Below are 26,198 nucleotides of genomic sequence, written 5' to 3'. Positions count from 1 at the left end.
TTTTTTGGAAAGCAATTTCAGCAGCTCTTTTTATTGTTAGTCCTGCTTTCCATTACAAGTCCTCGCTGCGCTCCGGGCTTTGCATTGCAATCAGGTTTATATACGCAGGTTTTTGCTATTGAGAGTTGAATAACACCGTTCATCAATTGTCTTCTGCATTTTGCAACTCTAACGAGTACCGTTGGCGGCGCCACCTAAACCCGATTAAAGCGGGATGCAGATTTTTCAATCGGCAGAAGCGGGAGCGGGACTGTTCCAACCCAAAACGCTACTGTATCTGATTTTCTAAAAAAGGGCTTGGATTTTTATTATAAATGTATTATCAAAAGCATCAGCCTTAATGTTAAATTTATCTGCATTGGGCAGTCCAGTCAAACGGTTGATTTAAATTGTAACAAAAATGTGAGGTTCAGGATCTGCCCATAATCTCTATATTGGTTGTAATAATCAAATAAATTTAAAACCAAAAACACAACATGAACAAAGCATTATCGATTTTTATTGGAGTATTAATCAGCACAAGTGCGTTTGCGCAGAGCGATCCCAATTTGGGAATCATACCTGCACCAGTAGCCATTACAAGAGCAAATGGAAATTTTACTTTGGATAAAACCACTGTTTTGGTAAACCAGAGCATCGACGGCGCAAAGATGTCTGATTTATTAAACGCTTTTATCGTTACAAAAGCCGGTTTTGCCTTAAGAGAAAATAAAGTAACTCAACCCAATCAAAAAGCACTTATACTTACTTCTGTTGGCGCAGATAAATTGCCTGCCGAAGGTTACACCATTAAAGTTACACCCAACCAAATCGTTTTAACAGGAAAGGGTGCCGGACTTTTTTATGCCGTACAATCGCTGATGCAAATGTTGCCAGATAAAGTTGCAGATAAAATTACATTACCTGCGGTAAACATTAACGATTATCCTCGGTTTGCTTATCGTGGAACCATGTTGGATGTGTGCCGTCATTTTTTTCCAATATCTTTCATCAAAAAATATATTGATCAATTGGCTTATTATAAAATCAACACTTTTCACTGGCATTTAACAGATGATCAGGGTTGGAGGTTAGAGATTAAAAAATATCCAAAGCTAACCGAAATCGGCTCTTCACGCAATGGAAGTATTATTGGTAATTATCCAGGCAACGGCAATTACCTTACACCTGTTAAAGGTTTTTACACACAAGAAGAAGCTAAAGAAGTTGTTCGCTATGCAGCGAGCAAATACATCACCGTAATTCCGGAAATTGAGTTGCCTGGTCATGCTTCAGCTGCCATTGCTTCTTACCCTGAGTTAAGCTGTTTCCCTGAGCGTGATACTTTTATCAGTGATAAAACACCATGGGCAGGCAGTAGAAAAGGAAAGCAGGTGCAACAAACCTGGGGTGTTTTTGATGATATTTTTGTACCATCAGCCAATACCTTTACCTTTTTAGAAAATGTTTTGGATGAAGTGATTGCTATTTTTCCTTCTAAATACATTCATATTGGTGGTGATGAAGCTCCTAAAACCTATTGGAAAGAATCTACATTCTGTCAGAATTTAATGAAAGAAAAAGGTTTGAAAGATGAACATGAGTTACAGAGTTATTTTATTCAAACCATAGAGAAACATGTAAATGGAAAAGGACGCTCAATTATTGGCTGGGATGAGATTTTGGAAGGTGGTTTAGCACCAAATGCAACAGTAATGAGCTGGAGAGGTGAAGATGGTGGAATTGCTGCTGCACAACAAAAACACGACGTAATTATGACTCCAGGTTCGATGGGTTTATATATTGACCATAAACAATCCAATTCTCCTGATGAGCCGGTTACTATTGGTGGATTTGCGCCATACCAAAAGATTTATGCTTACGATCCAATTCCTAAAGTGTTAACTGCCGATGAGCGTAAATACATTAAAGGAGTGCAAGCAAATATGTGGACAGAGTACATTAAAACAACAGCGAAGGCAGAAAATCATGCTTTCCCACGTTTGTTGGCCTTGGCTGAAATTGCATGGTCTCCTGTGGAGCGGAAAGATATTAAGAATTTTTCTGAGCAACGCCTACCTGTGCATTTGGCGCGTTTAGATAAAATGAACATTAATTTTTGGGTGCCTACACCAATAGGTCAAAGTGATAAACCTTTAACCGGTGGCGATTTTACCATTGATTTGAAAGCACCTGTTACCGGTGCAAAAATTTATTATACTATCGATTTGGCGCGTCCATCCGAAAATGCATTCTTATATACTGCTCCTCTAAAAATTAATGTTCCGCAAGGAGAGAAGAGAGTTCTAAAAACCATAGTTATTGCACCAAGTGGTAGAAGAAGTGTTACTGCAGAGACTGTTTTAAATAATGGTGCGCCTGAAGTAAAGGCAGAGGCCAAGAAATAATGTTGCTTAGGTAAGCTAAAATACTTAATTTGGGGCAACCAAACGTCCCAAATAGAATGAAACTACAGAAATATACAAAACAGCATCTTTTGTTAATAGCAGGGATGCTGTTTTGTTTTGCATGCACAGAAGAAACACCAAAACCAGTTATAACCGAAGCTACTAAAATTGAAAAGAACCCTTTCCGTTTTTATAAGGATATAGAAGTAAAACCAGGTTTGAATTTCGAGATTTTAAGCTGGGGGAAAGGCGTTGATTCAATTGGCGGGTATCAAATTTTAATGTCTGATTCCGTACGTAACAATTATAAATCTGCTGCGGTAGATCGTAAAGGAATAATAACGGATGCATGGAATATGGACCTGGATAATGATGGTAACCCGGAAATCTATATCCAGTTACTAAGCAAAAAAAACGTTTCAGATCTGAATGTTTTCGAATACGCCGGTGGAGATTTTAATAAGATAGGTTTTCCTTCTTTAAGTGCTAACCAGAAAAAAGGATATACAGGAAATGATAAATTTTTTATTAGAAATGGCGATCTTTTTCGCTCTTTTCCTGTTAGAGATACTGTAGATAGCACTAAAACAATTACCAAGACTTATCAATATAAATTAAGTGGTAGCAGTTTTTCTACGAGCGAAGTGAAGCCTGAAGAAGGGAAAGGTAAAAGCTAACTTTTAAGGGTTAAAGCCACATGAGTAGCACATATAGGGCATTATCTTGTTTTAGCATCTCTATTGCCTAGGGTAAATTTAAAATAATGAGCAACCAGAAATTTTCAATTATAGAGCGGGTAAGGAGCTTTAAATATGCTTTTAATGGATTAAGGTTGTTTTTCGTTAATGAACACAATGGAAGGATTCATTTAGTTGCAGCAATTTTTGCGGTTGCTTTATCTTTTTATTTAAAAATTTCTGGCTTAGAATGGATTGCAATATTATCTGTAATTGTTGCAGTTTTTATGGCTGAAATAATAAACACAAGCATTGAAAAACTAGCAGATGTTGTTTCACCAGATTATAATCCAAAAATCAAAGTGGTAAAAGATTTGGCTGCGGCGGCTGTTTTGGTTGTAGCATTTTTGGCCGTAGCTGTAGGTTGCATCATATTTGTACCGAAGCTATTTTTGTAATTCTGCTGTTGCTGCTCTTGATTCTTCAATTTTATCCTGAATAATTTCATCCCATCTGGCCTGCATTTTATGGTTGCTGCCGTGTTCAGTTTCCTCGTCGTAATTGCGTTGCATGGTATCAAAATACTCGCTGATCTGGTTTGCCAGTTCTGAAATTTGTGCTTTGTAGTTGTTTACTGAATAGTTTCTGTTCTTTAGCACCCTTTCGGCTTCTAAAAGTAAAACATATTGAATATCAGCATGTCCTTGTTCGTGGTGCAACAAACTTGCCCTAATGTCAGGATCTTTAATCTTGTCCCATTTCACCCACGATCTTGTTTTATCAATTGTGGCTTCATTCTTTAAATTGATGGCAACCCGGTTTCGATATACAGTGCTTGAGTAGCTGTATTTCCAGGTCATTGCCGTTAAAGCAAAAAAGGGCGATTGCATATCTGGTTTACCTTTAAAATGAGTTTCCCAGTCAAGTTGTACTGGTTGGCTCAAGTCTTGTTTAAACGCAAATGTGCATGGCAGGGACAGCAAAAATAGTATGGATAAAATTTGTTTTTTCAACGGTATAATTTTAGTTTCAACTGTAGTGAAGCCATTATGATCTAACAATTTCATTATCTGGCGATAAATCATAATGTTTTCAATGTATCAGTTTTTACAATGAAAAAACCGTGCCTAAAATTATTCCGGGGTAGAAATCTGTTCGCTAATGCGTTCAAATTTTTCAATCAATAAAGCAATGCGTTCTTTTTCTCGGCTTATTACCGCTTTTCTCAGAATTGTTGAGCAAAATACCATCCAAAATGCTGTAAATCCTATTGCCAGTACCTTTTGAATGGTATTAAAACGAGAATGAATTTCTACGAAATAGAACATAATTCCTAATGAAAGGGCAATTGCATAAAACCAGTATAAAGAATTGTAAAGCTTATAGCGGTTTAACTGATAAGTTTTTAGGTTATTCAGATACTGATGGGGATGAGCTGTAAAATCAGTTTTCGAGATTAAACGGTAATCACGGTAAAGAATCAATGTATATACACCAATTGCAATAATTGTGATGCTGATGCCCACGTGGGTTGTCCACGATTCGAAATGAAAAAATATCCATAGTGCAGCAATAGCAATAAAAGATGCCAGCATCCCCAGGATGTTCAAAGCAGATTTTAGCTTTAATCCATTTACTTCTTTCTTCACTTGTTGTAGCATTTCATCTGCAGAAACCTTAACTTCTACTTTGTGATTTTGCCACAGCTCCTGTATTTGATCAAACGCTTGCATACTGACTATATAATTCTGTTAACTTTTGTTTAATTCGGTGAATTTTTACTCTTAAATTGCCTTCACTTATTCCAGAGATATCGGCAATTTCGTGATATGGTAATTCATCTAATACCATTGTTATAATCAAGCGGTCATTTTCTTCGAGTTTGGATATACATTTATAAAGAAGGGCAACCTGTTCGTTTTTCTCCGAAAACTCTTCTATTTTATTTTCAATTATGTTGTCCGTTAATTCGTCTTTTGCCTGTCGTTTTTCTGATCTTAAGTAGGTTAAACAGGTGTTTACGGCAATTCTGTAAATCCATGTAGAAATTAAAGATTTGTTCCTGAATTTATCCAGGTTTTGCCAAACCTTTAAAAAAGTTTCCTGTAAAAGATCATTTGCAGCGTCGGTATCGCCAGTATAACCATAACATAAATGGAAAATCTTTTTGGAGTTTGAATCAAAAATTTCTTTAAATAGCTTGTCTTTTTGTTCCATTTAGGGGTTGATGGTTGCGTTTTAGATGATGTTGAGCATTTTTTGTTACAACATAGGGCCAAAAATAATATATTTTTTAATTCCAGCTGTTATCAAAATTTGTTACAAGCCGTAAATATCGTAGTTTTACCAAATTAAGAGTACCACAAACTTTTTATATTCATGAAGAAAAACAAACTCACGCTTTTTATTTTCTTAGCGCTGATTGCGGGTATTGCACTGGGCTATATTTTAAATGTCAATTCAATCGATGTTTACAACCAGAATATACTTAATGCTGATGCAAAAGTTAAAAGTATAGAGGTAAGTATTGCTAAAACAACCGATACCACCAGTATTGTGTATACCCAACTTAAAGCAGAGCGTAAAGCGAACGCCAAAATCAAAAAAGAAAACGAAGATATCAGAGAGAAAAAGCTAGAATATTTCACTCTGTTAAGCGATATTTTTCTTCGCCTGATTAAAATGATTGTTGCTCCATTGGTATTTACAACCCTTGTTGTGGGTGTGGCTAAAGTTGGCGATATTAAAGCAGTTGGGAGAATAGGCGGTAAAACATTAGGTTGGTTTTTGGCCATGTCATTAATGTCGTTAGTACTGGGGATGATTCTTGTCAATTTATTCGAACCTGGAAGACATATGAAATTATCGTTGCCAGATCAATTGGTGAATACCGGAATCCAGAAAGCTGCAATGAGTGTAAAAGATTTCATTGCACACGTTTTTCCTAAGAGTATAGCCGAATCTATGTCAACCAACGAGATTTTACAGATCGTTGTTTTCTCGTTATTTTTTGGCGTAGCCACAGCTGCAATTGGTGATTTGGGGCAGATCGTAATTAAAGCTTTTGATGCCATTGCGCACGTTATTTTAAAGATGACCGGTTATGTGATGAATTTTGCACCATTAGCTGTTTTTGGAGCCATGACAGCCATTGTAGCCAAGCAAGGACTGAATGTGTTGAATACTTATGCCATTTTTATCGGTGAGTTTTATTTAGGGTTGGGCATACTGTGGATGGTATTGATTTTCTTAGGCTTTTTGGTATTAAAAAAACGCATTTTCCGTTTGGTTAACGATATGAAAGAACCTGCGCTTTTGGCCTTTAGTACTGCAAGTAGCGAGGCAGCTTATCCGAAAACGATGATGCTTTTGGAGCGGTTTGGATGTAAAGATAAAATTGTAAGTTTTGTATTGCCACTTGGATATTCTTTTAACCTCGATGGTTCGATGATGTACATGACGTTTGCTTCCTTATTTATTGCTCAAGCTTATGGAATCCATTTGGGTTTTGAGCAACAAATTTCGATGCTTTTAATTTTAATGCTTACCAGTAAAGGCATTGCAGGGGTACCACGGGCATCGCTGGTGGTAATTGCTGGTACCATTGCCAGCTTTAATATTCCTGAAGCAGGTTTGGCGTTATTAATAGGCATTGATCCATTATTGGATATGGGCCGTTCGGCAACTAATGTTGTTGGAAATAGTATTGCCACTGCAGTGGTGAGTAAATGGGAAGGGGAGTTAAAAGAATCAGCGGTTTAGCATTTTATATAAGCTCAATAAATCATTCCTTATAATAATTTAAACATTCAATCAATAATTTAATATCAAGTGTCAAGTAAAGGAAAAAAAATATTCTTAGCCCTTAGTATCATCCTTCCGATGATTATTTATTGTTATATTTATTACAAGCCAATCATTCAAAATGCACCGTTCAGGAAAAAGGATTTTGTATCGATGGACTACAAATGGGGGATAAAGGATACATTAGAAAATCATTATAATTCTGCTACTGGCGAATATCAGTATGTAAATAATGTAGATTCTGTTGTTCGGAAAAAGGTGTTTTTAAAAAGCGACGATATTTTGTTTATGCATTCAAAAGCAAATGAAATCGGCCTTTGGAATTTTCCTGATACCATTGGAAAAAAGAGTGCTAAAGCTTTGGCTGTTCCGCGCTACGAGATTCTTTTCAAGTATAAAGAAAAATCTAAACACGTTGTGATCTATGGTGATTTTGATGGTAACCCAAAATTGTTGGATGCTGCGGTACAGATGAGGAAAATTATCGAAGAAACGTTAAATCAAGCTGAAAAAAGAAGCGGCAAATAATAAGAAGAACAAAGATTTGTTAAGGTTTCATGTCATCGTTAATCTTAAAACAGACTGAAATTAAAGGTTGGCATAAAAATAAAATATATACAGAAAATATTTTCGATATGTATTTGTGTGTTAATTGAATTTGTTCTATATTTGCACCTCGTTAAATAAAAATTAAAAAACTAATATTTAAACAATGTACGCAATAGTAAATATAGCAGGGCAGCAATTTAAAGTTGCTAAAGACCAGCACCTTTTTGTACACAGATTACAAGGAGATGAAGGCGCTAGTATTGAATTTGATAATGTATTGTTGGTTGACAACGGTGGTGCAATTACTGTAGGGGCTCCTGCAGTTAAAGGTGCTAAAGTTTCAGCTAAGATCGTATCTCATTTAAAAGGTGATAAAGTGATTATTTTCCACAAAAAACGTAGAAAAGGTTACAAAAAGAAAAATGGTCACCGCCAGTTTTTCACTAAGATTCAGATTTCTGACATCACTCTATAATTAATTGTTAACCCAATAATTCGCTTTTTAGCGAGTTACAAAATATAAAATCATGGCACACAAAAAAGGAGCCGGTAGTTCGAAAAACGGACGTGAATCGCATAGTAAGCGTTTAGGTATTAAAATTTTCGGTGGGCAATTGGCTATCGCTGGAAACATTTTAGTACGTCAACGTGGAACAAAACACCACCCTGATAAAGGTGTTGGTATTGGTAGAGACCATACTTTATTCGCTTTAGTTGATGGTACTGTAATTTTCAGAAAGAAACAAGATAACAAATCTTACGTTTCAATCCTTCCAATTACAGAAGCTGAAATCGAAGCTGCTATAGCTAAAGCACCAGTTGCTAAGAAAGCAGCTGCTGAGCAAGAAGTTGTTGCTGTTGAAGCTGCTCCAGCTAAAAAAGCACCTGCTAAAAAAGCAACCAAAAAAGACGAAACTACTGAAGAAGCTGCACCTGCAGAATAATTAGTAATGAACTTATAATAAAAAGTCCTGATGCAAATCAGGACTTTTTTTGTTTCGTGCGCCGGGCATGGCAATCGACTATAGGGTTCAAGTCCCGAACACGCTTAGCAGTAGGAAGTGTTAGCTCGAGACAAGGGTGTCGTGGGTGACTGCGAATCTGAAGGAAGTCCGCGGCAAATATGGGGGCTTACGAACAGAAACTGTATACGAGGCGGATTTAGTCCGGGTGATGTTGCGAAACAAACAGAAGCCCAATACTGCACGGGGACTATTACGCAGATACAGAGGCCACATCCATAGGAAGTAGATTGTCTTACCCCGGGAGATCTGAATGAGTTCTGTCAATTGTAAGCGCGATTACAGGAGAAGAAACATTTGGCAGAGATGTTAAATGCCTCAATCAGAAGTCAGCAGCGGTCGTAGTACTGCATTTTTCGGATGCAGAAAGGACCAAATGTTAGGATGGCAAAGGAAACAGGAAGTTTATGGCAGAGCGTTTACAGCGGAACCACATTAGAGAACTGCTTATATGAGGGTAGGACGGAATCCGAGAGTAAATTATAAGAGGAGCTGAGCCGAGCCGTGCAACCAATGTACACAATGCCTGGGAAGGAGTTTTTTTTTTAGTATTATGCTTGAAGAAATATTAGACATCCGAAATGTACAAAGAGCCTTTAGGCAGGTTACTGCCAATAAGGGTGCTGGTGGTATTGATGGTATGCAGACCGATGAACTTCGCGACTACCTGAATGCTAACTGGCAGGCATTACGGAGTGATATTTTATCAGGCCATTACCGACCGAACGCTGTAAGAAAGGTAGAGATACCCAAAGGCAGTGGTGGTAAGAGGATGCTTGGCATCCCAACGGTCATTGACCGGTTGATCCAGCAGGCCATCTCTCAATGGCTGAGCCCCAAGTACGAGGGCGACTTTTCCTCTGATAGTTATGGTTTCCGGCCAGATCGCAATGCCCATCAGGCAGTGTTAAAGGCTCAGGAATATCTTAACACAGGTTACACCTGGATTGTGGAACTTGACCTGGACAAATTTTTTGACCGGGTAAACCATGATAAACTTATGCATCTGCTGTCAGTAAAGATAAAGGATAAGCGGACATTGAAGCTTATTCGTCTTTATTTGAGTGTGGGGATCATGGAGAATGGATTGGTCAGCCCAAGAAAAGAAGGAACGCCACAAGGCAGTCCATTAAGTCCGTTACTATCAAATGTTATCCTTCACGAACTCGATGTTAAGCTCGAGGAGCGTGGGCACAGGTTCGTGCGATATGCTGATGATTGCAGTATCTATCTAAGAAGCAGGAAATCAGGACACCGGGTAATGAGAAGTATTTCAGTATATCTGGAAGACTGCCTGAAACTGAAGGTTAACAGGGAGAAAAGTAAGGTTAGCAGGCCAAGCCAAAGTAGTCTGCTCGGGTTTTCATTCTATGGTAGCAAAGAGGGATGGAAGATGCGAATTTCATCCAAATCTCTAAGAGCGATCAAGGAGAAAATCCGGGAGCAAACTAAACGTAGCCAACCAGTTCCATTCCAAGAAAGAATATTAACGCTTAAGGAAATCATTCATGGTTGGGTTAATTATTTCTCTATTGCAGAAGCAAAGAGTCATATGACCAGACTGGACGAGTTGATGAGGACCAGACTGCGGATTGTTCTTTGGAAGCAATGGAAGAGTATAACGGGTAGAGCGCGGAATTTAATGAAGATGGGGTTGGTAAAACCAAGGGCCTATCAATTGGCCAATACCCGTAAGGGGTACTGTAGGACTGCAAACAGCCCGATATTACTTACAACCCTTGACAAGAAGTTCTTTTTGAGGCATGGACTTGATGGATTTACCAATTATTACTATTGGAAAACGACACACCAAACGAAGTTATTCTAACAAACCGCCGTATACCGAACGGTACGTACGGTGGTGTGAGGAGACAGCAGGGAAACTAATTCCCTGCTTCTTACTCGATTATAGTTTTTTTTTGTTTGGTCGATTTTCAAATTCTTTTCGATTAGGTTTAACGTTACGTAATTGTCTCATAACGAATTCCGTACTTAGATTGCCAGATACGCGTCATGCTGAATTTATTTCAGCAACTATTTACAAAAACTACTCAAATTAGAGATCCTGAAACAAGTTCAGGAAGATGATTGCTCATAGGATTCAGGAAGACGATTGCGCTTAGGATTCAGGAAGACAATTTTTGAATGCCAAAATCAAAACTTATTTGCAAGTGATTTCCTTGACTAATCTTCCACTCAATTTCTACATAATTGTTAAAGCCTGTTAAATAACAAATTTTAACAATTCATCGCGATACATTCGCATATAAATTAAATTACAATGAATTTTAAAATACTCTATTTAGCTGTTTTTTCTATTATACTGGGTGGTCTTTCGGTTCGAGCACAAGATGTAGAAGAAAATATCCGGATGGTTAAACTTTTCAAAGCCGATGGCGTATCAAATGAATGGAACGAGCCGCTTAATCAATACAATGATGCTACTAAACTTGCTTTTGCCCTTGCAAACGATGATAAAAATCTATACATCATTATCGAATCGCTAGACCCACAAACCACTTTTAGCATATTAAGAGGCGGAATTACGCTTAACATCAATACTGAAGGCAAGAAAAAGGATGGAATGAAGTTGACTTTTCCTTTAATGGATAGGCCTCCAATGCCAACAGAAGGAGAAGGACACCATGCGCCTCTATTGCCTGACGGAGCAACACACGATCCTGTAGCGATGAATAAAAGCATTCGAGTTTCGGGATTTAAAAATATACCCGATGGTGAGTTGCCAGCTACAAACCAAGTTGGATTAGAAACTGGAATGAGCATTCATCCCAATAGAGACCTCATTTACGAGTTGAGCATTCCATTAGCACAATTACAGGTAGGTTTAAATCTTAAAAAAGCTTTGGTTTATAATATAAAAATTAATGAACCAAATAAATCTGGCTTTAAGAGAGAAGGTAAACCTGGAGGTGATGGCAATAGCAGAGGGAGATCAGGTGGTAGAGGCGGAATGGGTAGCGGAGGTATGGGCGGTATGGGCGGCGGTGGAAGAATGGGAGGTGGAGGTCAGCGACCATCGGACGGTGGTGAATCGGCAGCAAAAACTTCTGATTTTTGGATAAAGTATAAGTTAGTAAAGGCTTAACTTACTGATTTTAAAGTTATGTGTAAATAATTCATTATGAGCTATTTGAAGCAAATATCTTTAAATTTTAACGTAAAATTAATCAACAAATTCAGGCTGAAGTGTAAAAGGAAATACAGAGTTGTCAACTTTATGGCGGTTTGGCTATAGAAGTTGACAACTCTCCTTAATTAATACTCCCTGGCCATTAATTGCTCTGTAAGCGTTAATAGATTTGATTTTTTTTCATCACTCACATTAATCTGTGCAAATACGGCCAAAGCTTTGTTAAGGTAATTGTTCATGCTTTCTTTGGCAATATCCTGAATGTCCAAAGTATCGTATACCTGGCGTACAGTATCTATTTTTTCTTGTGAGTTAAATTCTTTATATGCCGTCCAGGTATCTAATGAAGCCCTGGTTTCTCCATCGGCAAGTTCAAAGGCTTTTAATAAAAGAAATGTTTTTTTATTGGCAATAATATCGCCACCAACCTGTTTCCCGAATTTTTCAGGATCAGCGTAAACATCTAAAATATCATCCTGTAATTGAAAAGCAATACCAATATTTTCGCCAAACTGATAAATTAAATCTGCATCTTTTTCTGATGCACCAGCGATGATTGCTCCAAGCTTTAACGCGCCACCTAAGAGAACAGCCGTTTTTAACCTGATCATGTTGATGTATTCTTCAATACTTACGTCATCGCGGCCTTCAAACTCCATATCCAGTTGCTGGCCTTCGCAAACACCTTGCGCAGTTGCATTAAATGTGTTTAATACAGGACCTAAGAATGCAGAATTAACTTTTGCGAGGTTTTTGTTCGCTTCAACCATCATTACATCACCACTTAAAATGGCAATATTTGTGCTCCATTTTTCGTGTACAGTAGCTTTGCCTCTGCGCAGTGGTGCATTGTCCATAATGTCGTCGTGAACCAGTGTGAAGTTATGAAAAACCTCAATGGCCATTGCAGCGTGGATTGATTCATTTGCATCTTCTCCAAACAATTCTGTTGCCATCAAAACCAGGAGTGGCCTAACACGTTTGCCACCAAGGTTGATAATGTAAGTAATCGGATCGTAAAGCTGTTTTGGGTGATCCGGAAACTTTAAATTTTGTATTGCAGTATCTAAAATTTGTTGTAATTGCTCTGTAGTATGCATTTTTAATTATTGCGAAAACACTGTGTTTAAGACACAATTTTATATTTTTTAATCTGGAATTAAGGTGAAATCGATTTGCCGTTTAGAAAGATCTACTTTTTTCACCCTAATCATCACTTCGTCTCCCAATTGGTACTTTTTCTTTTTACGCTGACCAACAATACAGTAATTTTTCTCATCGAGTACATAAAAATCGTCAGATATATCCCTTAAACGGATCATTCCTTCGCATTTGTTCTCTTCGATTTCTACATACATGCCCCATTCAGTAACACCTGAAATAATGCCTTTATATTCGGTACCGATATTGTTTTCTAAGTATTCGGCCTGTTTGTATTTAATTGAAGCGCGTTCTGCATCTGCAGCTCTTTTTTCCATCGCTGATGAATGTACACAGGCTACTTCGTAAAATTCCATATCAGCTGATTTGCCGCCATCCAAATAAGTTTGTAAAAGCCTGTGTGCCATTACATCGGGATAACGACGGATAGGGGAAGTAAAGTGGGTATAATATTCGAATGCCAGGCCATAATGACTGGTTTTTTTAGTTGAATATATGGCTTTTGCCATTGAGCGGATCGCAAGTGATGTTAGAATATTTTGTTCTTTTTTTCCTTCAACATCAGCCATTAAATTATTTAAAGATTTGGCAATTTCTCTGTCTGATTTTGTGTTGATTTTGTAACCGAAACGGGAAGCAAAAGTTGCAAAGGTATTTAAGGTTTCCATGTTTGGCGAATCGTGTACCCGATAAACAAAAGTTAATTTATCTTTTCCTTTAGTTTTCTTGGCAATAAATTCAGCTACTTTCCGATTGGCCAAAAGCATATAATCTTCGATGAGTTTATGCGCATCTTTACGTTCTTTAACATATACACCTATTGGTTTCCCAGATTCGTCTAATTTGAATTTTACTTCGGTACTTTCGAAACTGATGGCACCATTTTTAAATTTACGGTCGCGCAGAATATAAGCCAACTCATTCAGTTTTAAAATCTCCTGAGCGTAGTCTCCAGCCTTGTTTTCGATTACTTTCTGTGCTTCTTCATAACTGAACCTCCTGTCTGAATGGATAACGGTTCTTCCATACCATTCGGATTGAATATTGGCTTGCTCATCCAGTTCGAAAACTGCTGCAAAGCACAATTTGTCTTCGTGAGGACGTAATGAACATACACCATTACTTAAGCGTTCGGGCAACATCGGAATTACACGATCTACCAGGTAAACAGAAGTGGCACGACTGTACGCTTCTTTATCCAATTCAGTTCCCTGAATTACATAGTGTGAAACATCAGCAATATGTACTCCGATTTCATGATTTCCGTTAGGAAGTTTTTGATAAGAGATGGCGTCATCGAAATCTTTCGCATCAGCCGGATCTATCGTAAAGGTTAATACATTTCTAAAATCTTTTCTTTTGGCAATTTCTGATGAAGGAATTTCTTCAGGAATGGCATTTGCTTCACGTTCTACCTGTGGAGGAAATTCGAGTGGAAAACCATATTGTGCTAAAATTGCATTCATTTCGGTATTATTCTCACCCTGGTTGCCCAACACGTGTTTAACAATTCCTATTGGATTTTTAGCACTTTCGGGCCAATCTGATAAGGTTACCAATACGCGTTGACCGTTTTTTGCATCATGGGTATCGGCCAGAGGGACAAAAATATCGTGCATCATTTTTTTATCGTCTGCAATTACAAAAGCAAAACGATCAGATATTTTAATTACACCGGTGAAATCTGATTTGGCTCTTTTTATAATTTCAACAACTTCACCGTCATTTTTACGGCCGCTTTTCTTCGCGAAAACATAAGCCTTTACAGTGTCGCCGTGTAAAGCATTTTTAAGCTTACGTGGGGCAACGAATATATCTTTCTCAAATTCATCTTCGGGTACAATGTATGCGGAACCATCAGCAGTCATATCAACCGTTCCGATTATGAAGTTTTGAAGTTCTTTAAGTTTAAATTTACCTTTTTCAGGCTCTAAGAAAATTCCTGCACCTTTTCCCTCTTTTAAGATTTCCAGAATCGTTTCTCTAGATTCCTGATCGTTCAAATTTAATTTCGCCGAAACCTGCTTGTAATTAAGCAGCTGATTATTGTTTTTTTCAAAAACATCACTAACCAATTGATTCAGAACCAATTTTATATTTGCCGATTTTTTCTTTGCCATATGCTAAACTGAATTTACCGAAGATACAGAAAAGATGCTCAGGATGGAAAATATAGCAGACAATATGTAAAATGAATGATGGTTTTTAGTTCATCTGTTTATCGTCTATTTGTGGATTGGTATTTGAAATTTCCGACGGTTTTATGTTTCATAATTCATTTTCAATAACAGTGAAGCTAGCGATCTCACTAATAACTATTGACCAACAACCATTAAAAAATAAATAAAATTTCATTTTTAACCCTATTTCCGGTCAATCGTATCTTATAAGCTACAAAGCCGTGCTTAACTTAATCTCAGCATAATTAATTTTTTTTCTTTCTGCTGTGTAGGTTAAATGTATGTTTCCTTTTTTGTCCTGAATAATTGCTGGGTAGCTGTATTCACCTTTGTCGTGCTTTTCCAAAGTGTAAATGTCCTGCCAATTTTTTCCATCTGCAGAAATAGTTAATTTCAAAATTGATCTGCCTTCCCACCAATTTTTTCCTGATGTTAAAGGGTTGTAAATCAATAATTGCCTTCCATCCGTTAAAGTAACTGCATCGCTTCCTGAATTTGGATTTGGCAATGTTGTGGCACTTAGTTTAGACCAGTTTTCGCCATTATCTTCCGACCAGCTTTCTACAATTACATTTTGCCTGCTTCTACATAACAACTGTAATTTTCCGTTAGGATAAGATAAAATAGAGGGTTGTATTACTCCGAAAGTATCACAATTGATTTCAATTTTCTTCCAGTTTTTTACATCACTATCAGATTTTTCAATGTGAATTTTCCATGTTTTTTCATCTAAACTCTCGGTGCTTGAGGGATATAGAATTGTTCCGTTTTTAAGCTGAACAGGTTTATTTTTTATCGGACCTAAAAACCCCTGAGGAAGCTTTTTAGCAGCCGACCAGGTTTTGCCTTCATTATTTGATATTTTATATTCTGCCCACCATGCCCTGGGGTTTGCACCAACTTTATAATGTAAAAATAAAGTTCCGTTTCTGGTTTTAAACAATACAGGGTTCCAGCAGGCTATCGGAAGGCTATCGCTTGTTATGCCTGTGGCAATTTTAATGGGTGTACTCCACTTGCCATGTTCTTGTGTTGCTATCCAAATTGCAACATCGTTACTTCCTTCATGTTTTCCGCCAAACCAGGCAGCCATTATTGTGCCTTTTTTCAGCTCGCAAAGTGTAGAGGCATGGCAGGCTTCAAATGGTGCATGCTCAAAAATATTTTCTCTTTTTATAATTGTAACCAACGTATTTTGTTGAGCAATGCAGTTAAAACAAAGTAAAAAGAGTATGATTGACAAAAATATTTTTTGCTTAGGCATAGCTATTAATTTCCAGGAATGGCGGCGATTAATTTTTTGGTATATTCTGCTTTTGGGCTATAGAATATCTGTTCAGGAAAACCTTCTTCTTCAATTTTTCCTTTATTCATAACCAATATCCGATCTGAAATATGTTTTACAACGGCTAAATCATGAGAAATGAAAATATAGGTAAGTCCAAATTCACGCTGAAGATCCTTAATTAGGTTTAAAACCTGTGCCTGAACGGAAACATCCAGGGCGGATACGGATTCATCACAGATGATAAATTTAGGTTTTAAAGCCAAAGCCCTGGCAATTACTACCCGCTGTCGTTGCCCGCCACTAAACTCATGTGGATACCGGTTATAATGTTCAGCTTTTAAACCTACTTTATCCAACAATTCCAACACCTTTTGTTTACGTTCTGCATCGTTGTGGTGTAGTTTATGAACTTGTAAGGGTTCTAATATCGATTGACCAATACTTAATTTAGGATTTAGCGAGGCGTAGGGATCCTGAAAAATGATTTGAATGTTTTTCCTTAATTTTCGCAGATCATTTTTTGAAATGTGCGTAATATCATCTCCATTGAATATGATTTCGCCAGATGTTGGCTGGATCAATCTTAAAATGGTACGCCCCAGCGTAGTTTTACCACAGCCAGATTCACCAACCAAACCTAAAGTCTCGCCAGGAAATACTTCGAAATTTAAATTATCAACAGCTTTAACATAATCAGTTGTTTTGCCAAATATACCTTGGTTTATGGGATACCAGGTACATAAATTCTTAATCTGGAGCAAAGGTTGTTGTGCATACAATTTCTCCCTTCGCGCTTCAATCTCAGTTGTAGTTAATTGATTTTCTGCTTGTAAATGTGCTGAAGCATCTTCAATCTTTCCGGTGAGGAAATCAGCCACGATAGGCAATTTCTTTAATTGTAAGTTAGGGGAGGGCCTGCAGGCGAGTAAACCTTTGGTATATGGATGTTGAGGGTTTTCGAAAATTGATTTTGCTGGTCCTTGTTCTACAATTTCACCTTTGTACATTACGGCAACTTCATCGGCAATTTCATTTACTACCCCCAAATCGTGAGAAATAAAAATCATTGCCATATTCCGTTCCTGTTTCAGTTTTAACAGGAGCTGTAAAATTGTTTTCTGAACAGTAACGTCTAAAGCTGTTGTAGGTTCGTCGGCGATTAATAATTTTGGATCGCAACTTAATGCCATGGCAATCATTACCCTTTGCTTTTGTCCGCCTGATATTTGGTGAGGGTAACTGTCGAAAATTTTTTCTGGTCGTGGTAACTGCACTTCGTTAAAAAGTGCGATGGTATGTTTTTTTGCCTCAGTCTTATCCACTTTTTGATGCAGCATAATGGCTTCAGCCACCTGTTCACCACAAGTAAAAACTGGATTTAGAGAAGTCATAGGTTCCTGGAAAATCATTGAAATCTGATTTCCCCTGATCTGACGGATTTCGTTTGAGCTGAGATTGAGCAAACTAATGTCTTCAAAATCGATATCTCCGGTGATTTTTGCCGATTTTTCATCATGTAAACGCATAATGGAGAAAGAGGTAACTGACTTCCCGGAGCCTGATTCGCCAACAATACCTAAAACAGTTCCTTTTTTTACATTAAAACTAATCTGTTTTACAGCTTTAAACCAAGTTTTCTCATATTGGTTATAAAAATCGATATTTAAATGCGCAACGTTTAACATTAGGCTACAATTGTAATGTTTTCTGCTGGAATAACATCCATACCTTTAAATTTTAACAGTACCTGGGCGGTAGTAATTACATCTTTCTGGCAATAGGTAACAATCCGATCGAGATTTTTTTCTTCATAATAAACCTGCCTTACCTGAGCGCCATTAATGTCATCTTTAGGTGTGGGAATGTTTAAAATTGCTGCCAATAAATTTAAAGAGGTAAAATGTTTGTAATCGCCAAATTTCCAGAGTTCCATCGTATCAATATGATTTACTTCCCAAGGTTTTTTACCCGAAAGTTGTAGCTGAACAGGTATGTCAATTCCATTTACGAGTAACCTGCGGCAAATATAGGGGAAATCGAATTCCTTTCCATTGTGTGCACAAAACATTAAAGTTGGTATCTGTTTACTTAATAAAGATGAAAATTGTTGCAATATTTCCTTTTCATCGTCACCAAATAAGGATTTGATTCTCAAAGTACTTGATTTTTCGTTTTCATTGTAAATCCCCATGCTGATGCAGATGATCTTTCCAAATTCAGCCATTATTCCGGCTTTTTCGTAAAACTCTTCTGCCGTTTGTTCAGAATTTCGCTGATAATGCATTTTTTGATCCCAAAGTTCTTGAAATTGGGGAGGTACATCTTGATAAGATGGGTATTGTGGTACAGTTTCGATATCGATAACCATAACCTGATTGAGATCTAACGCCTTTAGCATAATATAAATAGGTTTCTGTTAACAATTTACAATTTTGATTTCAAAATCTCCTATGCAAACAATTAAACATTACAACTTAAATTTTATAAGTTTGGATTATGGCGAAAAGTAAATTTGAGCAATCTTTAGCAGACGGCGCTCACCAACAGCTTCAAAGTTTGATAGGCACCTGGAATGGGACAACCAAAACCTGGTTCGAAAAGGATGTGCTCGCAGATGAATCTCCAGTTGAAGCAAAAATTACTTCAATTTTGGGTAACCGTTTTATTTCTCTAGATTACCAGGGAAGTTTAAAGGGAAAAGCTTTTGAAGGCAAAATGATTATCGGTTTCGATATTCCTTACCAAAGATTTACAACAAGTTGGATAGATAGTTTCCACATGTGTACGCAAATTATGCTTTCGAGCGGTGAAGCTATAACGAAAGGTTTTTCTGTTTTTGGCGAATACGGCAATCCGGAATATGGTGAGCAGCTTTGGGGCTGGAGAACAACTTTGGAAATTATTGCAGATAATGAGTTTATATTAACCGCCTTTAATGTTTCTCCGGAAGGTGAAGAAGCAAAAGCTACAGAAACGGTTTACAAGAGAAAATAATTTAGAGAAGTCGTCATTCCCAGCCCGATAGCTATCGGGTTAATTGGGAATCTTAATAGCTCGTGTAAGGTGTATTAAGATTCCCGCATACGCGAGAATGACGGACCATAAATAAAACTAAAATAAGCTTGGTGAAGCCTGATTTGCCATAACCGGAATTTTTAAATCTGTTCCAACAGCTTTATTCAATTTCTCTGTAAAATAAGCAGAAAACAAGGGTGAGGAAAGCTCAACATTCTGGTGTACAAAGAAATATAGGTTTTGTAAACCTTGTTCTTTCCAAATTACAATTCTTTCAATCCAGTCGTTTAAACGTTTTTTATCAATTTCATCATCATTCGCACCTACAAAGCGCACAAAAGCTGTTGGGGTAGTTAAACGCATGTGGAGCATATCTCTTCGGCCAGCAGTATCAACAATGATATTTGAAATGCCATTTTCCTGAAATAAATGTGCAAATTCATTGGCAATAGCAGGGTTTGAAAACCATTCGGTATTTCTGACTTCAACCCCTAAAGGAATTACTTTCGGGAACTCATTAATTACAATTTTTAACCTTTCGAAATCTTTGGGTTTAAAATTATCATGCAATTGAAGAAAAGCCATTCCTAATTTATCTTCAAAATTACTGATGGCATCGCAATATTGTTCTACAGGTTCTTTAACGTTGATTAATCTTTTAAAGTGACTGATGGTATTGGTCAGTTTTGGGAAAAACTTAAAATCTGCCGGTGTTTTTTGCGTCCAGGTAATTACTTGCTCGCTCGTTGGCATTCCATAAAATGTAGCATTGAGCTCAATCGAATTAAATTGTGTAGAATAATAAGTTAATTCATCTTTTGTTCCTTTTGGATAAAAACCTTTCAAGTCGGCCTTATTCCATTTTGCACAGCCTACATAAGCTTTAAAGGATTGTTTTGGTTTATTTGCTGCCAAAACTGCTTCCATTTCAGGAGCATCCGCAGGGAGGGTATAATCTATAATCGAAGGGTCGTCTACTTTACCGAATTGCATTTAAAAATTTATTAAGTGATACTTATTACATTTACTTCCTCTTTTTTATTTAAAAGAACTTCTAATGCTGAATTAATCTTTGGTTCTAATTTTTGCCAAAAAAGTTTATTTGAACAATTGCCGAATTTAATAAGAATAAGCTTGGGAGGAGCACCAAACCAATCGATTAATTCTTTAAAATCTGAATCCTTGGATATAATTATAACATTCTTTTTTATTTGAGCCATTCTAAAAATGGTAAAGTCATCTACCGAATGTAAGTTTAGACTAAAAGAAGATTTGGTTTTAAAATTTGTGTATTCTGAAAGCCATTTGGCAATAATAGGGGATATATTGGTGTCGGTCCAAATTTCCCAATTATTCATACATTAAATCCTCATTTACTTTTTGTGCGCTATACAAGAGAACCGCTCTAATATCTTCTTTCTCGAGGATGGGATGTTCCTCTAATATTTGATCTTCACTCATGCCGCTTGCCAATAATTCCAGTACATCAGAAACTGGGAATCTTAACCCACGTACGGTAGGTCTTCCTCCCATCAAACCATCTGTTGCAATGATCCGATCGAATAACTTAATTTGTTCATGTGCCATACTCAAATATAAAAAAAATACCCCAGTAAAAAAACCGGGGTATTTGTATGTTTTGTAATGTTTGACTTTATTTTTTGTGTATCTCAGATTGAACTGCGACTGATTTAGTAACCCAGAATCTTCAATACTTGCTTGCTGTTTTGTTCTTCTCCAAAAACCTCAAAATTGAAACTTTCATCACGGTTTCTGCGGATCAAAACATGTTTCGGGCTTGGCAATAAACAGTGGTGAATACCACCATAACCGCTTAGTACCTCCTGGTAAGCCCCGGTATGGAAAAATCCTAAATACTGAACTTTACGTGTTTTAGGCATAAATACGCTGTTCATATGTGCTTCCTGGTTGTAATAATCCTGTCCATCACAGGTTATTCCACCTAAGTTAACCCGCTCATATTCAGCATCCCAGTTATTGATTGGTAATAAAATGTATTTTTGGTTTAGTGCCCAAACATCAGGTAAATTTGTAATAAAAGAACCATCCAACATTAACCAACGCTCACGGTCATTCTGCTGTTTACGGCCCAATACTTTGTAAAGGATACCAGAAGCCTCAGCAACCGTATATTTACCAAATTCAGTAATAATATCTGGCTCCATTACTTCGTGGATGGCGCAGATTTCTTTAATCCTTTTTACAATTTCGTTTACCATATATTCGTAATCGAAATCGAATACCAGCGAATCTTTAAATGGCATTCCACCACCGATATCCAGGGTATCTAAATCAGGATTGATTTTTTTGAACTTGCAATAAAGTGTTACATATTTTTCTAACTCATTCCAATAGTAGGGAGAATCTGTAATTCCTGAGTTGATGAAAAAGTGTAATAATTTAACCCTGAAATTAGGATTATGAACGATTTTGTTATTGTAAAAATCAATAATATCTTCCATACGCACACCTAAACGCGAAGTATAAAACTGCGAATCAGGCTGCTCCTCAGCAGCAATGCGGATACCTAGGTTACAAGGGGTATCAATATCAACCTCATCATCAAAAAGATTAAACTCTTCTTTATTGTCTAAAACCGGGATAATATTGGTATAACCATCATGCAACATATCAATGATATATTGTTTGTACTGATAGGTTTTAAAGCCGTTACAAATAATGGTGGTATCTTTCGTTAACACACCTTTTTTCTCCAAGGCATCAACCATTGGCATATCAAAAGCCGAAGAAGTTTCTAAGTGGATGTTGTTTTTTAAAGCTTCTTCTACAATATGCTTAAAATGCGAGCTTTTTGTACAGTAGCAATATTTGTAATCGCCACGATAATTGTTCTTTAAAATAGCGGTCTGGAAAAGAATCTTCGCCTGCTGAATCTTCTTACTCACCATTGGTAAGTACGTGAAACGTAGGGGAGTACCGTAAGTTTCGATCATTTCCATCAGGTTTAAATCCTGAAAATATAACTCATCATCTATAACATCGAAACCCTCTTGAGGGAAACCAACACTTAGATCAAGAAATTCTGAGTAACTCTGCATTTACTTTTAAATAATTTTTGCAAAAATGTAATTTTAAATCGAGAATTAATCTTTAATAAAAATATTTTTACTGTAAGGAAACGCTTAGCCTAACTACAAAAAATATTGGTAAATTGTTTTAGTAAGGAAATGTATGGTTTTATTTAAATAACAAGCTGTAGATCAGTATCTTGTGTGGGATAGGGTTAAGCGCTTTTAAAGCAAGGCACTATTTTATGGGTTTGGGTTGGCCGTGCGCTAAACTGTATCCTTATAAGAATGGGATGATCGTTCCAATCCAGGTTTATTTTGCAAAAACTGTGCTTTTATTTTGGTTTAAAAGCGAGCAGTCTTATCAATCATAAAATAATACATTATCCTTTGCGAAGGTATTTGGTTAAAATTACAATGGTTTGTCCTTCAACCTTACCTTCAATTTGTTCAATATTATCATGAACCAAACGGATATTTTTGACTACGGTACCCAACTTAGCGCTCAAAGTTGATCCTTTAACATCAAGGGTTTTAACCAATACCACGGTATCGCCTTCAAATAAGCGCGTTCCGTTACTGTCTTGATGAAATTCTACTGTTCCATCTTGCTCGTGATCGCCGGTTTTTTTAGCCCAATCCAAAGTTTCTTCTTCAAGGTATAAAATATCCAGACTATCTGCTGCCCAACCTTCATTTCTCAATCTGCTCAACATTCTCCAGGCAACAACCTGTACCGGGGCAAATTCCGACCACATGGTTTCTGTTAGTATTTTCCAATGTTCAGGGTTAAGCTGTTCGGTTTTTTCAATCTGGTTTAAGCAGGTTTTACATACTAAAATGCTGTTATCGCTATTGGCATTGCTGGTTGGCGGTACTTCGTACACCGATAAATTGGTTTCAGCCGTGCATAATTCGCATTTATTGCCCGAACGGGATTGTAATTCTTGTGCTAAAGACATATTGATACTGGATTTTTGGCGAAAGTAATAAAACTAATCGGAATAGATGATTGTAAAAGGGGAGAAGTAAATATAGATTGTCATTTCGCCGGCATTAGAGAGAGACTGTTTTCTGATTATTTGGAAAGCAGGTTCCTGTTTTATAGGTTGGGGTTAGTCCTGCTCTTCATTTTACTTCGTTGCACTCGTGTTCATTCCGATCAGGTTTATTAAATTAGGCCGGTGCTATTTGAGGTTGAATAGCGAGTGTGCTAACGCGTTAGATTTTCCGTGTGCTCCGAGCCTCCGTGGCAAAACTAAAAATGGTTCGTGGAGACACGAACCATGGCGAGGGATAAATACAGTTCAAAGATTTCTCCATTTCGCTGCGCTCCAGTCGAAATAACGACTGATCTTTACAACATTTCATTAATAACACATTCCCATGATTGTTGGCTAACCAGCTAATCTTTTGTAGCTACAATTTACTCGGCAAATGTATCTCAGCTAGCATACACCTTGCACTGCCTCCTCCATTTTTTTCGATGGTATAAAGTGGTGCATAAATAATTCTGCTGTATTGGTCAAGAGCAGCTATCTGTTCGGTGTTTAAAGATAAATAAGCTTGCTCAGACATCACCAATAAACTTTCATCATCCACATTGGTAACCTGTAGCATATTACCTGCAAATTTGTTCATTTGCTCAAGGCTGATTTCAATGATTTCTTTTCCACTTCCTTTTAAACTGATGGTTACATTTAATTTTTCTTCCGGATCTTTAATGGAGTCCAGGCAGATAACCGCAAAGCGATCGCCAATACACATCATCACATTGGTGTGGTAAATTGGGAAATTTGATCCATCAACGGCTTGAAAAGCCACCGGTTCATATCCGGTAAGCATACAGAAATTGTTCAACACTTCTTCATCAGTGCGTACACTTAAGCAGGCATAAGCAATTTTATTGGTACGATCCAATACCATACTTCCTGTACCTTCTAAAAAAGCGTGTTGCTGTTCGTAAAAGCTTAAATCGCTGATGTGGTTTACTTCGAATTTTTCTTTTAATCCATCCAGAATTTCTTTCCTTCGCTCTAAGCGGCGGTTTTCAGAAAACATTGGGTAAAGATATACTGAGCCATCATCATGAAAAGAAACCCAATTGTTTGGGAAAATGGAATCAGGTGTTTCGGGTTGTAAAGTATCATCAACAACCGTTACATCAACATTATTTTTTCTTAATAAATCCACAAAGGCATCAAACTCTTGTAAAGCCGCTTTTTGCACATCAGTTTCTGTAGATGCAATTTGAAACTTGTTATTTCCGGCCGTTTGTGTGTTGAATTTAAAATCAACAGGACGGATCATGAGGATATGGTTGGTTGTTTGCATTCCTTTTCTTTATGCGTCATTCTGAATTCATTTCAGGAACTTTTTTTATTAATATGCCAAAATAAATTCGGTATGTCGATGGGTAAATTTATAAATTGTCTCTTAAAATTGGCAGACTCATACAATGAAAACCACCACGGGCACGCGATAGTTCTGCCGAAGGCATTAAAATCAATGTATCGGTTATGGTTTCCGCATTTACTTTGCCACTTTCTAAATCCTCAATCAAATCTTTCACATCCACTACATCAAAGCCAGCAGCTTTAAAGGCTTCAACGGTTTTGTCATTTCTATCGTAACCTAAAACAACACCTTCTTTAATGGCTAAAAGGTTGCAAGAATCTGTCCATTGCTCACGCGAATCGTAAGGGAACTGATTGTTTCCGCTATAGATGATTTGTGTTGGTTCGGTACTTTTTAAATCGTTCTGACTAATATCATCCAATAAAGCTTCTACATGTTCGAAGTGTTTTGGCTCCTGTGGGTTTGCTTTTGTAAATTGAATTGCGGTGGTAGCTTCCAATTTTTCGGGCTCTTTTAGAAAATTAATGGGCTCGTAAGGATTATATTTAGGCGAATGGGCAATAGAATTTAAAATTACCCAAGTATTGCGCTTAACCTGCGTGAAAACGGTGTCTAGGTGCATATAATCACGTTTGCTTGGTATTTTAACCACCGTAACTTTTTCTACCACATCCTGATCGAACAACAATTTTATCGCTTCGTTGGCGCCATGTTCTGAGGTCCTTTCACTACAACCAATCAACACATGGTTAGGACTCACCATCATCACGTCGCCACCTTCTAAAGTGGTGCTGAAAGCAGGTTCATCTCCCGGCCGTAAAAAGTGCATGGTAACATCCGGAATTTCAAGAATGTTATTGCGATAGCCCTCAAACAGAGGATGATTGAAGAAAATATAGCGCATTAAAAGCGTTTCTCTAACGCGGGCTTTTTTTGCAGGTTTATTTAACAGGATGTGGTTATTGATTGTTGTACCCACATCCCTGGTAAAAATTAAATTGGGAATCGGCGCAAAAATCATGGTATCGTTGGCCAAAGTACCTGAGATGAAAATCTCTGCCAATTGCTTTGGATCGGTATTGGTTAATGCTAACTGCACTTTGTAAGTACAGCCTTCAATCGCACAAACAGCAGCAACCAGTTTTTTGCGGATAGATTCATTCTCCAGCATTTCACTCAACAAATTCTGAATCTCGATTACAGATTTGGAATTATGAAAATCAGGATGATTGGGTTTATAAAAATTACGTGCTGAGGCTTCTGAATCTATTTCGGCCAATTTTCCTTTAATCTTATCAGGATCAAGAAAATACATTAACAGCTTAATATAATAATCGTATTCACCTTTACGGATGGTATCTAAATGTACAATATCTTCGAAAAGCCAATCCTGCGCTTTAGAAGGTACCACTTTGCCTAATCCACTATCCGGACTGTGTATCAATAATTTACGCAAGCGACCGATTTCGGTATTTACGCTCACTTTAAAATTTTGGTTCTGCTCGCTCATAAAAAAGTTAGTTATTGCAAATCTATTAGAAAAATTTAGATAAGAG

25 protein-coding genes are annotated in these 26,198 nt (G+C 37.2%); 10 read left to right on the top strand and 15 right to left on the bottom strand.

Annotation, left to right across the window (positions count from 1 at the left end; translation table 11 throughout):
• The first annotated feature begins 476 nt into the window (after nucleotides 1–476).
• From ACZZZW_RS17680 to ACZZZW_RS17670, 3 genes are all read left to right on the top strand, one after another.
• A complete protein-coding gene (locus ACZZZW_RS17680; RefSeq protein ID WP_463495362.1) occupies nucleotides 477–2,387 on the top strand; it encodes a beta-N-acetylhexosaminidase in 1,911 nt (636 codons plus the stop codon).
• A 56-nt stretch (nucleotides 2,388–2,443) separates the two neighbouring features.
• The gene (locus ACZZZW_RS17675) at nucleotides 2,444–3,064 is read left to right on the top strand and encodes a hypothetical protein (RefSeq protein ID WP_463495360.1); all 621 of its coding nucleotides are present in this window, start codon (nucleotides 2,444–2,446) and stop codon (nucleotides 3,062–3,064) included.
• An 86-nt stretch (nucleotides 3,065–3,150) separates the two neighbouring features.
• Nucleotides 3,151–3,522, top strand: a complete 372-nt coding sequence (locus ACZZZW_RS17670) for a diacylglycerol kinase family protein (RefSeq protein WP_463495358.1) — start codon at nucleotides 3,151–3,153, stop codon at nucleotides 3,520–3,522.
• On the opposite strand, the gene ACZZZW_RS17665 is transcribed toward ACZZZW_RS17670, so the two are convergent.
• The 3 genes from ACZZZW_RS17665 to ACZZZW_RS17655 all read right to left on the bottom strand — a co-directional run bounded on the left by ACZZZW_RS17665 (nucleotide 3,511) and on the right by ACZZZW_RS17655 (nucleotide 5,281).
• Entirely contained in the window at nucleotides 3,511–4,008 is a 498-nt protein-coding gene (locus ACZZZW_RS17665; RefSeq protein ID WP_463495356.1) for a DUF922 domain-containing protein, read from the bottom strand. The genes ACZZZW_RS17670 and ACZZZW_RS17665 overlap by 12 nt on opposite strands.
• A 189-nt stretch (nucleotides 4,009–4,197) precedes the next feature.
• Nucleotides 4,198–4,797: a hypothetical protein gene (locus ACZZZW_RS17660; RefSeq protein ID WP_463495354.1), complete on the bottom strand. Its 600-nt coding sequence runs from the start codon at nucleotides 4,795–4,797 to the stop codon at nucleotides 4,198–4,200.
• Nucleotides 4,784–5,281 carry an RNA polymerase sigma factor gene (locus ACZZZW_RS17655; RefSeq protein ID WP_029275756.1) on the bottom strand — a complete coding sequence of 166 codons (498 nt, stop codon included), beginning with the start codon at nucleotides 5,279–5,281 and terminating at the stop codon, nucleotides 4,784–4,786. The genes ACZZZW_RS17660 and ACZZZW_RS17655 overlap by 14 nt, the downstream gene beginning before the upstream one ends.
• A 162-nt stretch (nucleotides 5,282–5,443) precedes the next feature.
• Here ACZZZW_RS17655 and ACZZZW_RS17650 point away from each other — a divergent pair, with 162 nt between their 5' ends.
• The 6 genes from ACZZZW_RS17650 (at nucleotide 5,444) to ACZZZW_RS17625 (ending at nucleotide 11,545) form a co-directional block, all read left to right on the top strand.
• A complete protein-coding gene (locus ACZZZW_RS17650) occupies nucleotides 5,444–6,826 on the top strand; it encodes a dicarboxylate/amino acid:cation symporter (RefSeq protein ID WP_055905177.1) in 1,383 nt (460 codons plus the stop codon).
• A 120-nt stretch (nucleotides 6,827–6,946) separates the two neighbouring features.
• Complete coding sequence (locus tag ACZZZW_RS17645; RefSeq protein WP_463495351.1) at nucleotides 6,947–7,396, top strand: hypothetical protein; 450 nt, start codon at nucleotides 6,947–6,949, stop codon at nucleotides 7,394–7,396.
• A gap of 184 nt (nucleotides 7,397–7,580) precedes the next feature.
• Nucleotides 7,581–7,892: a 50S ribosomal protein L21 gene (gene rplU, locus ACZZZW_RS17640; protein WP_025146774.1), complete on the top strand. Its 312-nt coding sequence runs from the start codon at nucleotides 7,581–7,583 to the stop codon at nucleotides 7,890–7,892.
• Nucleotides 7,893–7,944: 52 nt separating this feature from the next.
• Nucleotides 7,945–8,361 carry a 50S ribosomal protein L27 gene (gene rpmA / locus ACZZZW_RS17635; protein WP_082458656.1) on the top strand — a complete coding sequence of 139 codons (417 nt, stop codon included), beginning with the start codon at nucleotides 7,945–7,947 and terminating at the stop codon, nucleotides 8,359–8,361.
• 631 nt (nucleotides 8,362–8,992) lie between these two features.
• Nucleotides 8,993–10,267: a group II intron reverse transcriptase/maturase gene (gene ltrA / locus ACZZZW_RS17630; protein ID WP_463494048.1), complete on the top strand. Its 1,275-nt coding sequence runs from the start codon at nucleotides 8,993–8,995 to the stop codon at nucleotides 10,265–10,267.
• 453 nt (nucleotides 10,268–10,720) lie between these two features.
• A complete protein-coding gene (locus ACZZZW_RS17625) occupies nucleotides 10,721–11,545 on the top strand; it encodes a hypothetical protein (RefSeq protein ID WP_463495348.1) in 825 nt (274 codons plus the stop codon).
• Between the two features lie 170 nt (nucleotides 11,546–11,715).
• Here ACZZZW_RS17625 and ACZZZW_RS17620 read toward each other — a convergent pair whose 3' ends face one another.
• From ACZZZW_RS17620 to ACZZZW_RS17600, 5 genes are all read right to left on the bottom strand, one after another.
• The gene (locus ACZZZW_RS17620; RefSeq protein ID WP_055910224.1) at nucleotides 11,716–12,690 is read right to left on the bottom strand and encodes a polyprenyl synthetase family protein; all 975 of its coding nucleotides are present in this window, start codon (nucleotides 12,688–12,690) and stop codon (nucleotides 11,716–11,718) included.
• 48 nt (nucleotides 12,691–12,738) lie between these two features.
• On the bottom strand, nucleotides 12,739–14,871 hold the full coding sequence (gene rnr, locus ACZZZW_RS17615; protein ID WP_463495345.1) for a ribonuclease R: 2,133 nt from the start codon (nucleotides 14,869–14,871) through the stop codon (nucleotides 12,739–12,741).
• A gap of 271 nt (nucleotides 14,872–15,142) precedes the next feature.
• Nucleotides 15,143–16,120, bottom strand: coding sequence for a sialidase family protein (locus ACZZZW_RS17610; RefSeq protein WP_463495342.1), 978 nt, complete (start codon nucleotides 16,118–16,120; stop codon nucleotides 15,143–15,145).
• Nucleotides 16,121–16,200: 80 nt separating this feature from the next.
• On the bottom strand, nucleotides 16,201–17,904 hold the full coding sequence (locus tag ACZZZW_RS17605) for an ABC transporter ATP-binding protein (RefSeq protein WP_463495340.1): 1,704 nt from the start codon (nucleotides 17,902–17,904) through the stop codon (nucleotides 16,201–16,203).
• The gene (locus ACZZZW_RS17600; protein ID WP_463495338.1) at nucleotides 17,904–18,617 is read right to left on the bottom strand and encodes a 3'-5' exonuclease; all 714 of its coding nucleotides are present in this window, start codon (nucleotides 18,615–18,617) and stop codon (nucleotides 17,904–17,906) included. Before ACZZZW_RS17600 ends, ACZZZW_RS17605 begins: the two co-directional genes overlap by 1 nt.
• Before the next feature lie 98 nt (nucleotides 18,618–18,715).
• On the opposite strand from ACZZZW_RS17600, the gene ACZZZW_RS17595 reads away from it, so the two are divergent.
• Nucleotides 18,716–19,213, top strand: a complete 498-nt coding sequence (locus ACZZZW_RS17595) for a DUF1579 domain-containing protein (protein ID WP_463495336.1) — start codon at nucleotides 18,716–18,718, stop codon at nucleotides 19,211–19,213.
• A 117-nt stretch (nucleotides 19,214–19,330) separates the two neighbouring features.
• Here the strand turns inward: ACZZZW_RS17595 and ACZZZW_RS17590 are convergent, their stop codons facing one another.
• The 7 genes from ACZZZW_RS17590 to ACZZZW_RS17560 form a co-directional block, all read right to left on the bottom strand.
• Nucleotides 19,331–20,227, bottom strand: coding sequence for a DUF72 domain-containing protein (locus tag ACZZZW_RS17590; RefSeq protein ID WP_463495334.1), 897 nt, complete (start codon nucleotides 20,225–20,227; stop codon nucleotides 19,331–19,333).
• 11 nt (nucleotides 20,228–20,238) lie between these two features.
• Nucleotides 20,239–20,592, bottom strand: a complete 354-nt coding sequence (locus tag ACZZZW_RS17585) for a DUF5615 family PIN-like protein (RefSeq protein ID WP_055910253.1) — start codon at nucleotides 20,590–20,592, stop codon at nucleotides 20,239–20,241.
• Nucleotides 20,585–20,821, bottom strand: a complete 237-nt coding sequence (locus ACZZZW_RS17580) for a DUF433 domain-containing protein (protein ID WP_082458783.1) — start codon at nucleotides 20,819–20,821, stop codon at nucleotides 20,585–20,587. Before ACZZZW_RS17580 ends, ACZZZW_RS17585 begins: the two co-directional genes overlap by 8 nt.
• Nucleotides 20,822–20,925: 104 nt before the next feature.
• Nucleotides 20,926–22,314, bottom strand: coding sequence for an arginine decarboxylase (locus ACZZZW_RS17575; RefSeq protein ID WP_025146786.1), 1,389 nt, complete (start codon nucleotides 22,312–22,314; stop codon nucleotides 20,926–20,928).
• Between the two features lie 353 nt (nucleotides 22,315–22,667).
• A complete protein-coding gene (locus ACZZZW_RS17570) occupies nucleotides 22,668–23,246 on the bottom strand; it encodes a PhnA domain-containing protein (protein WP_463495331.1) in 579 nt (192 codons plus the stop codon).
• A 457-nt stretch (nucleotides 23,247–23,703) separates the two neighbouring features.
• Nucleotides 23,704–24,618: a citrulline utilization hydrolase CtlX gene (gene ctlX, locus ACZZZW_RS17565; RefSeq protein ID WP_463495329.1), complete on the bottom strand. Its 915-nt coding sequence runs from the start codon at nucleotides 24,616–24,618 to the stop codon at nucleotides 23,704–23,706.
• Between the two features lie 88 nt (nucleotides 24,619–24,706).
• Complete coding sequence (locus tag ACZZZW_RS17560; RefSeq protein ID WP_463495327.1) at nucleotides 24,707–26,152, bottom strand: arginine deiminase family protein; 1,446 nt, start codon at nucleotides 26,150–26,152, stop codon at nucleotides 24,707–24,709.
• Between the last annotated feature and the right edge of the window lie 46 nt (nucleotides 26,153–26,198).

Source organism: Pedobacter sp. AC379, from assembly GCF_979258145.1.
This window is presented reverse-complemented; position numbering and strand designations above follow the sequence as displayed.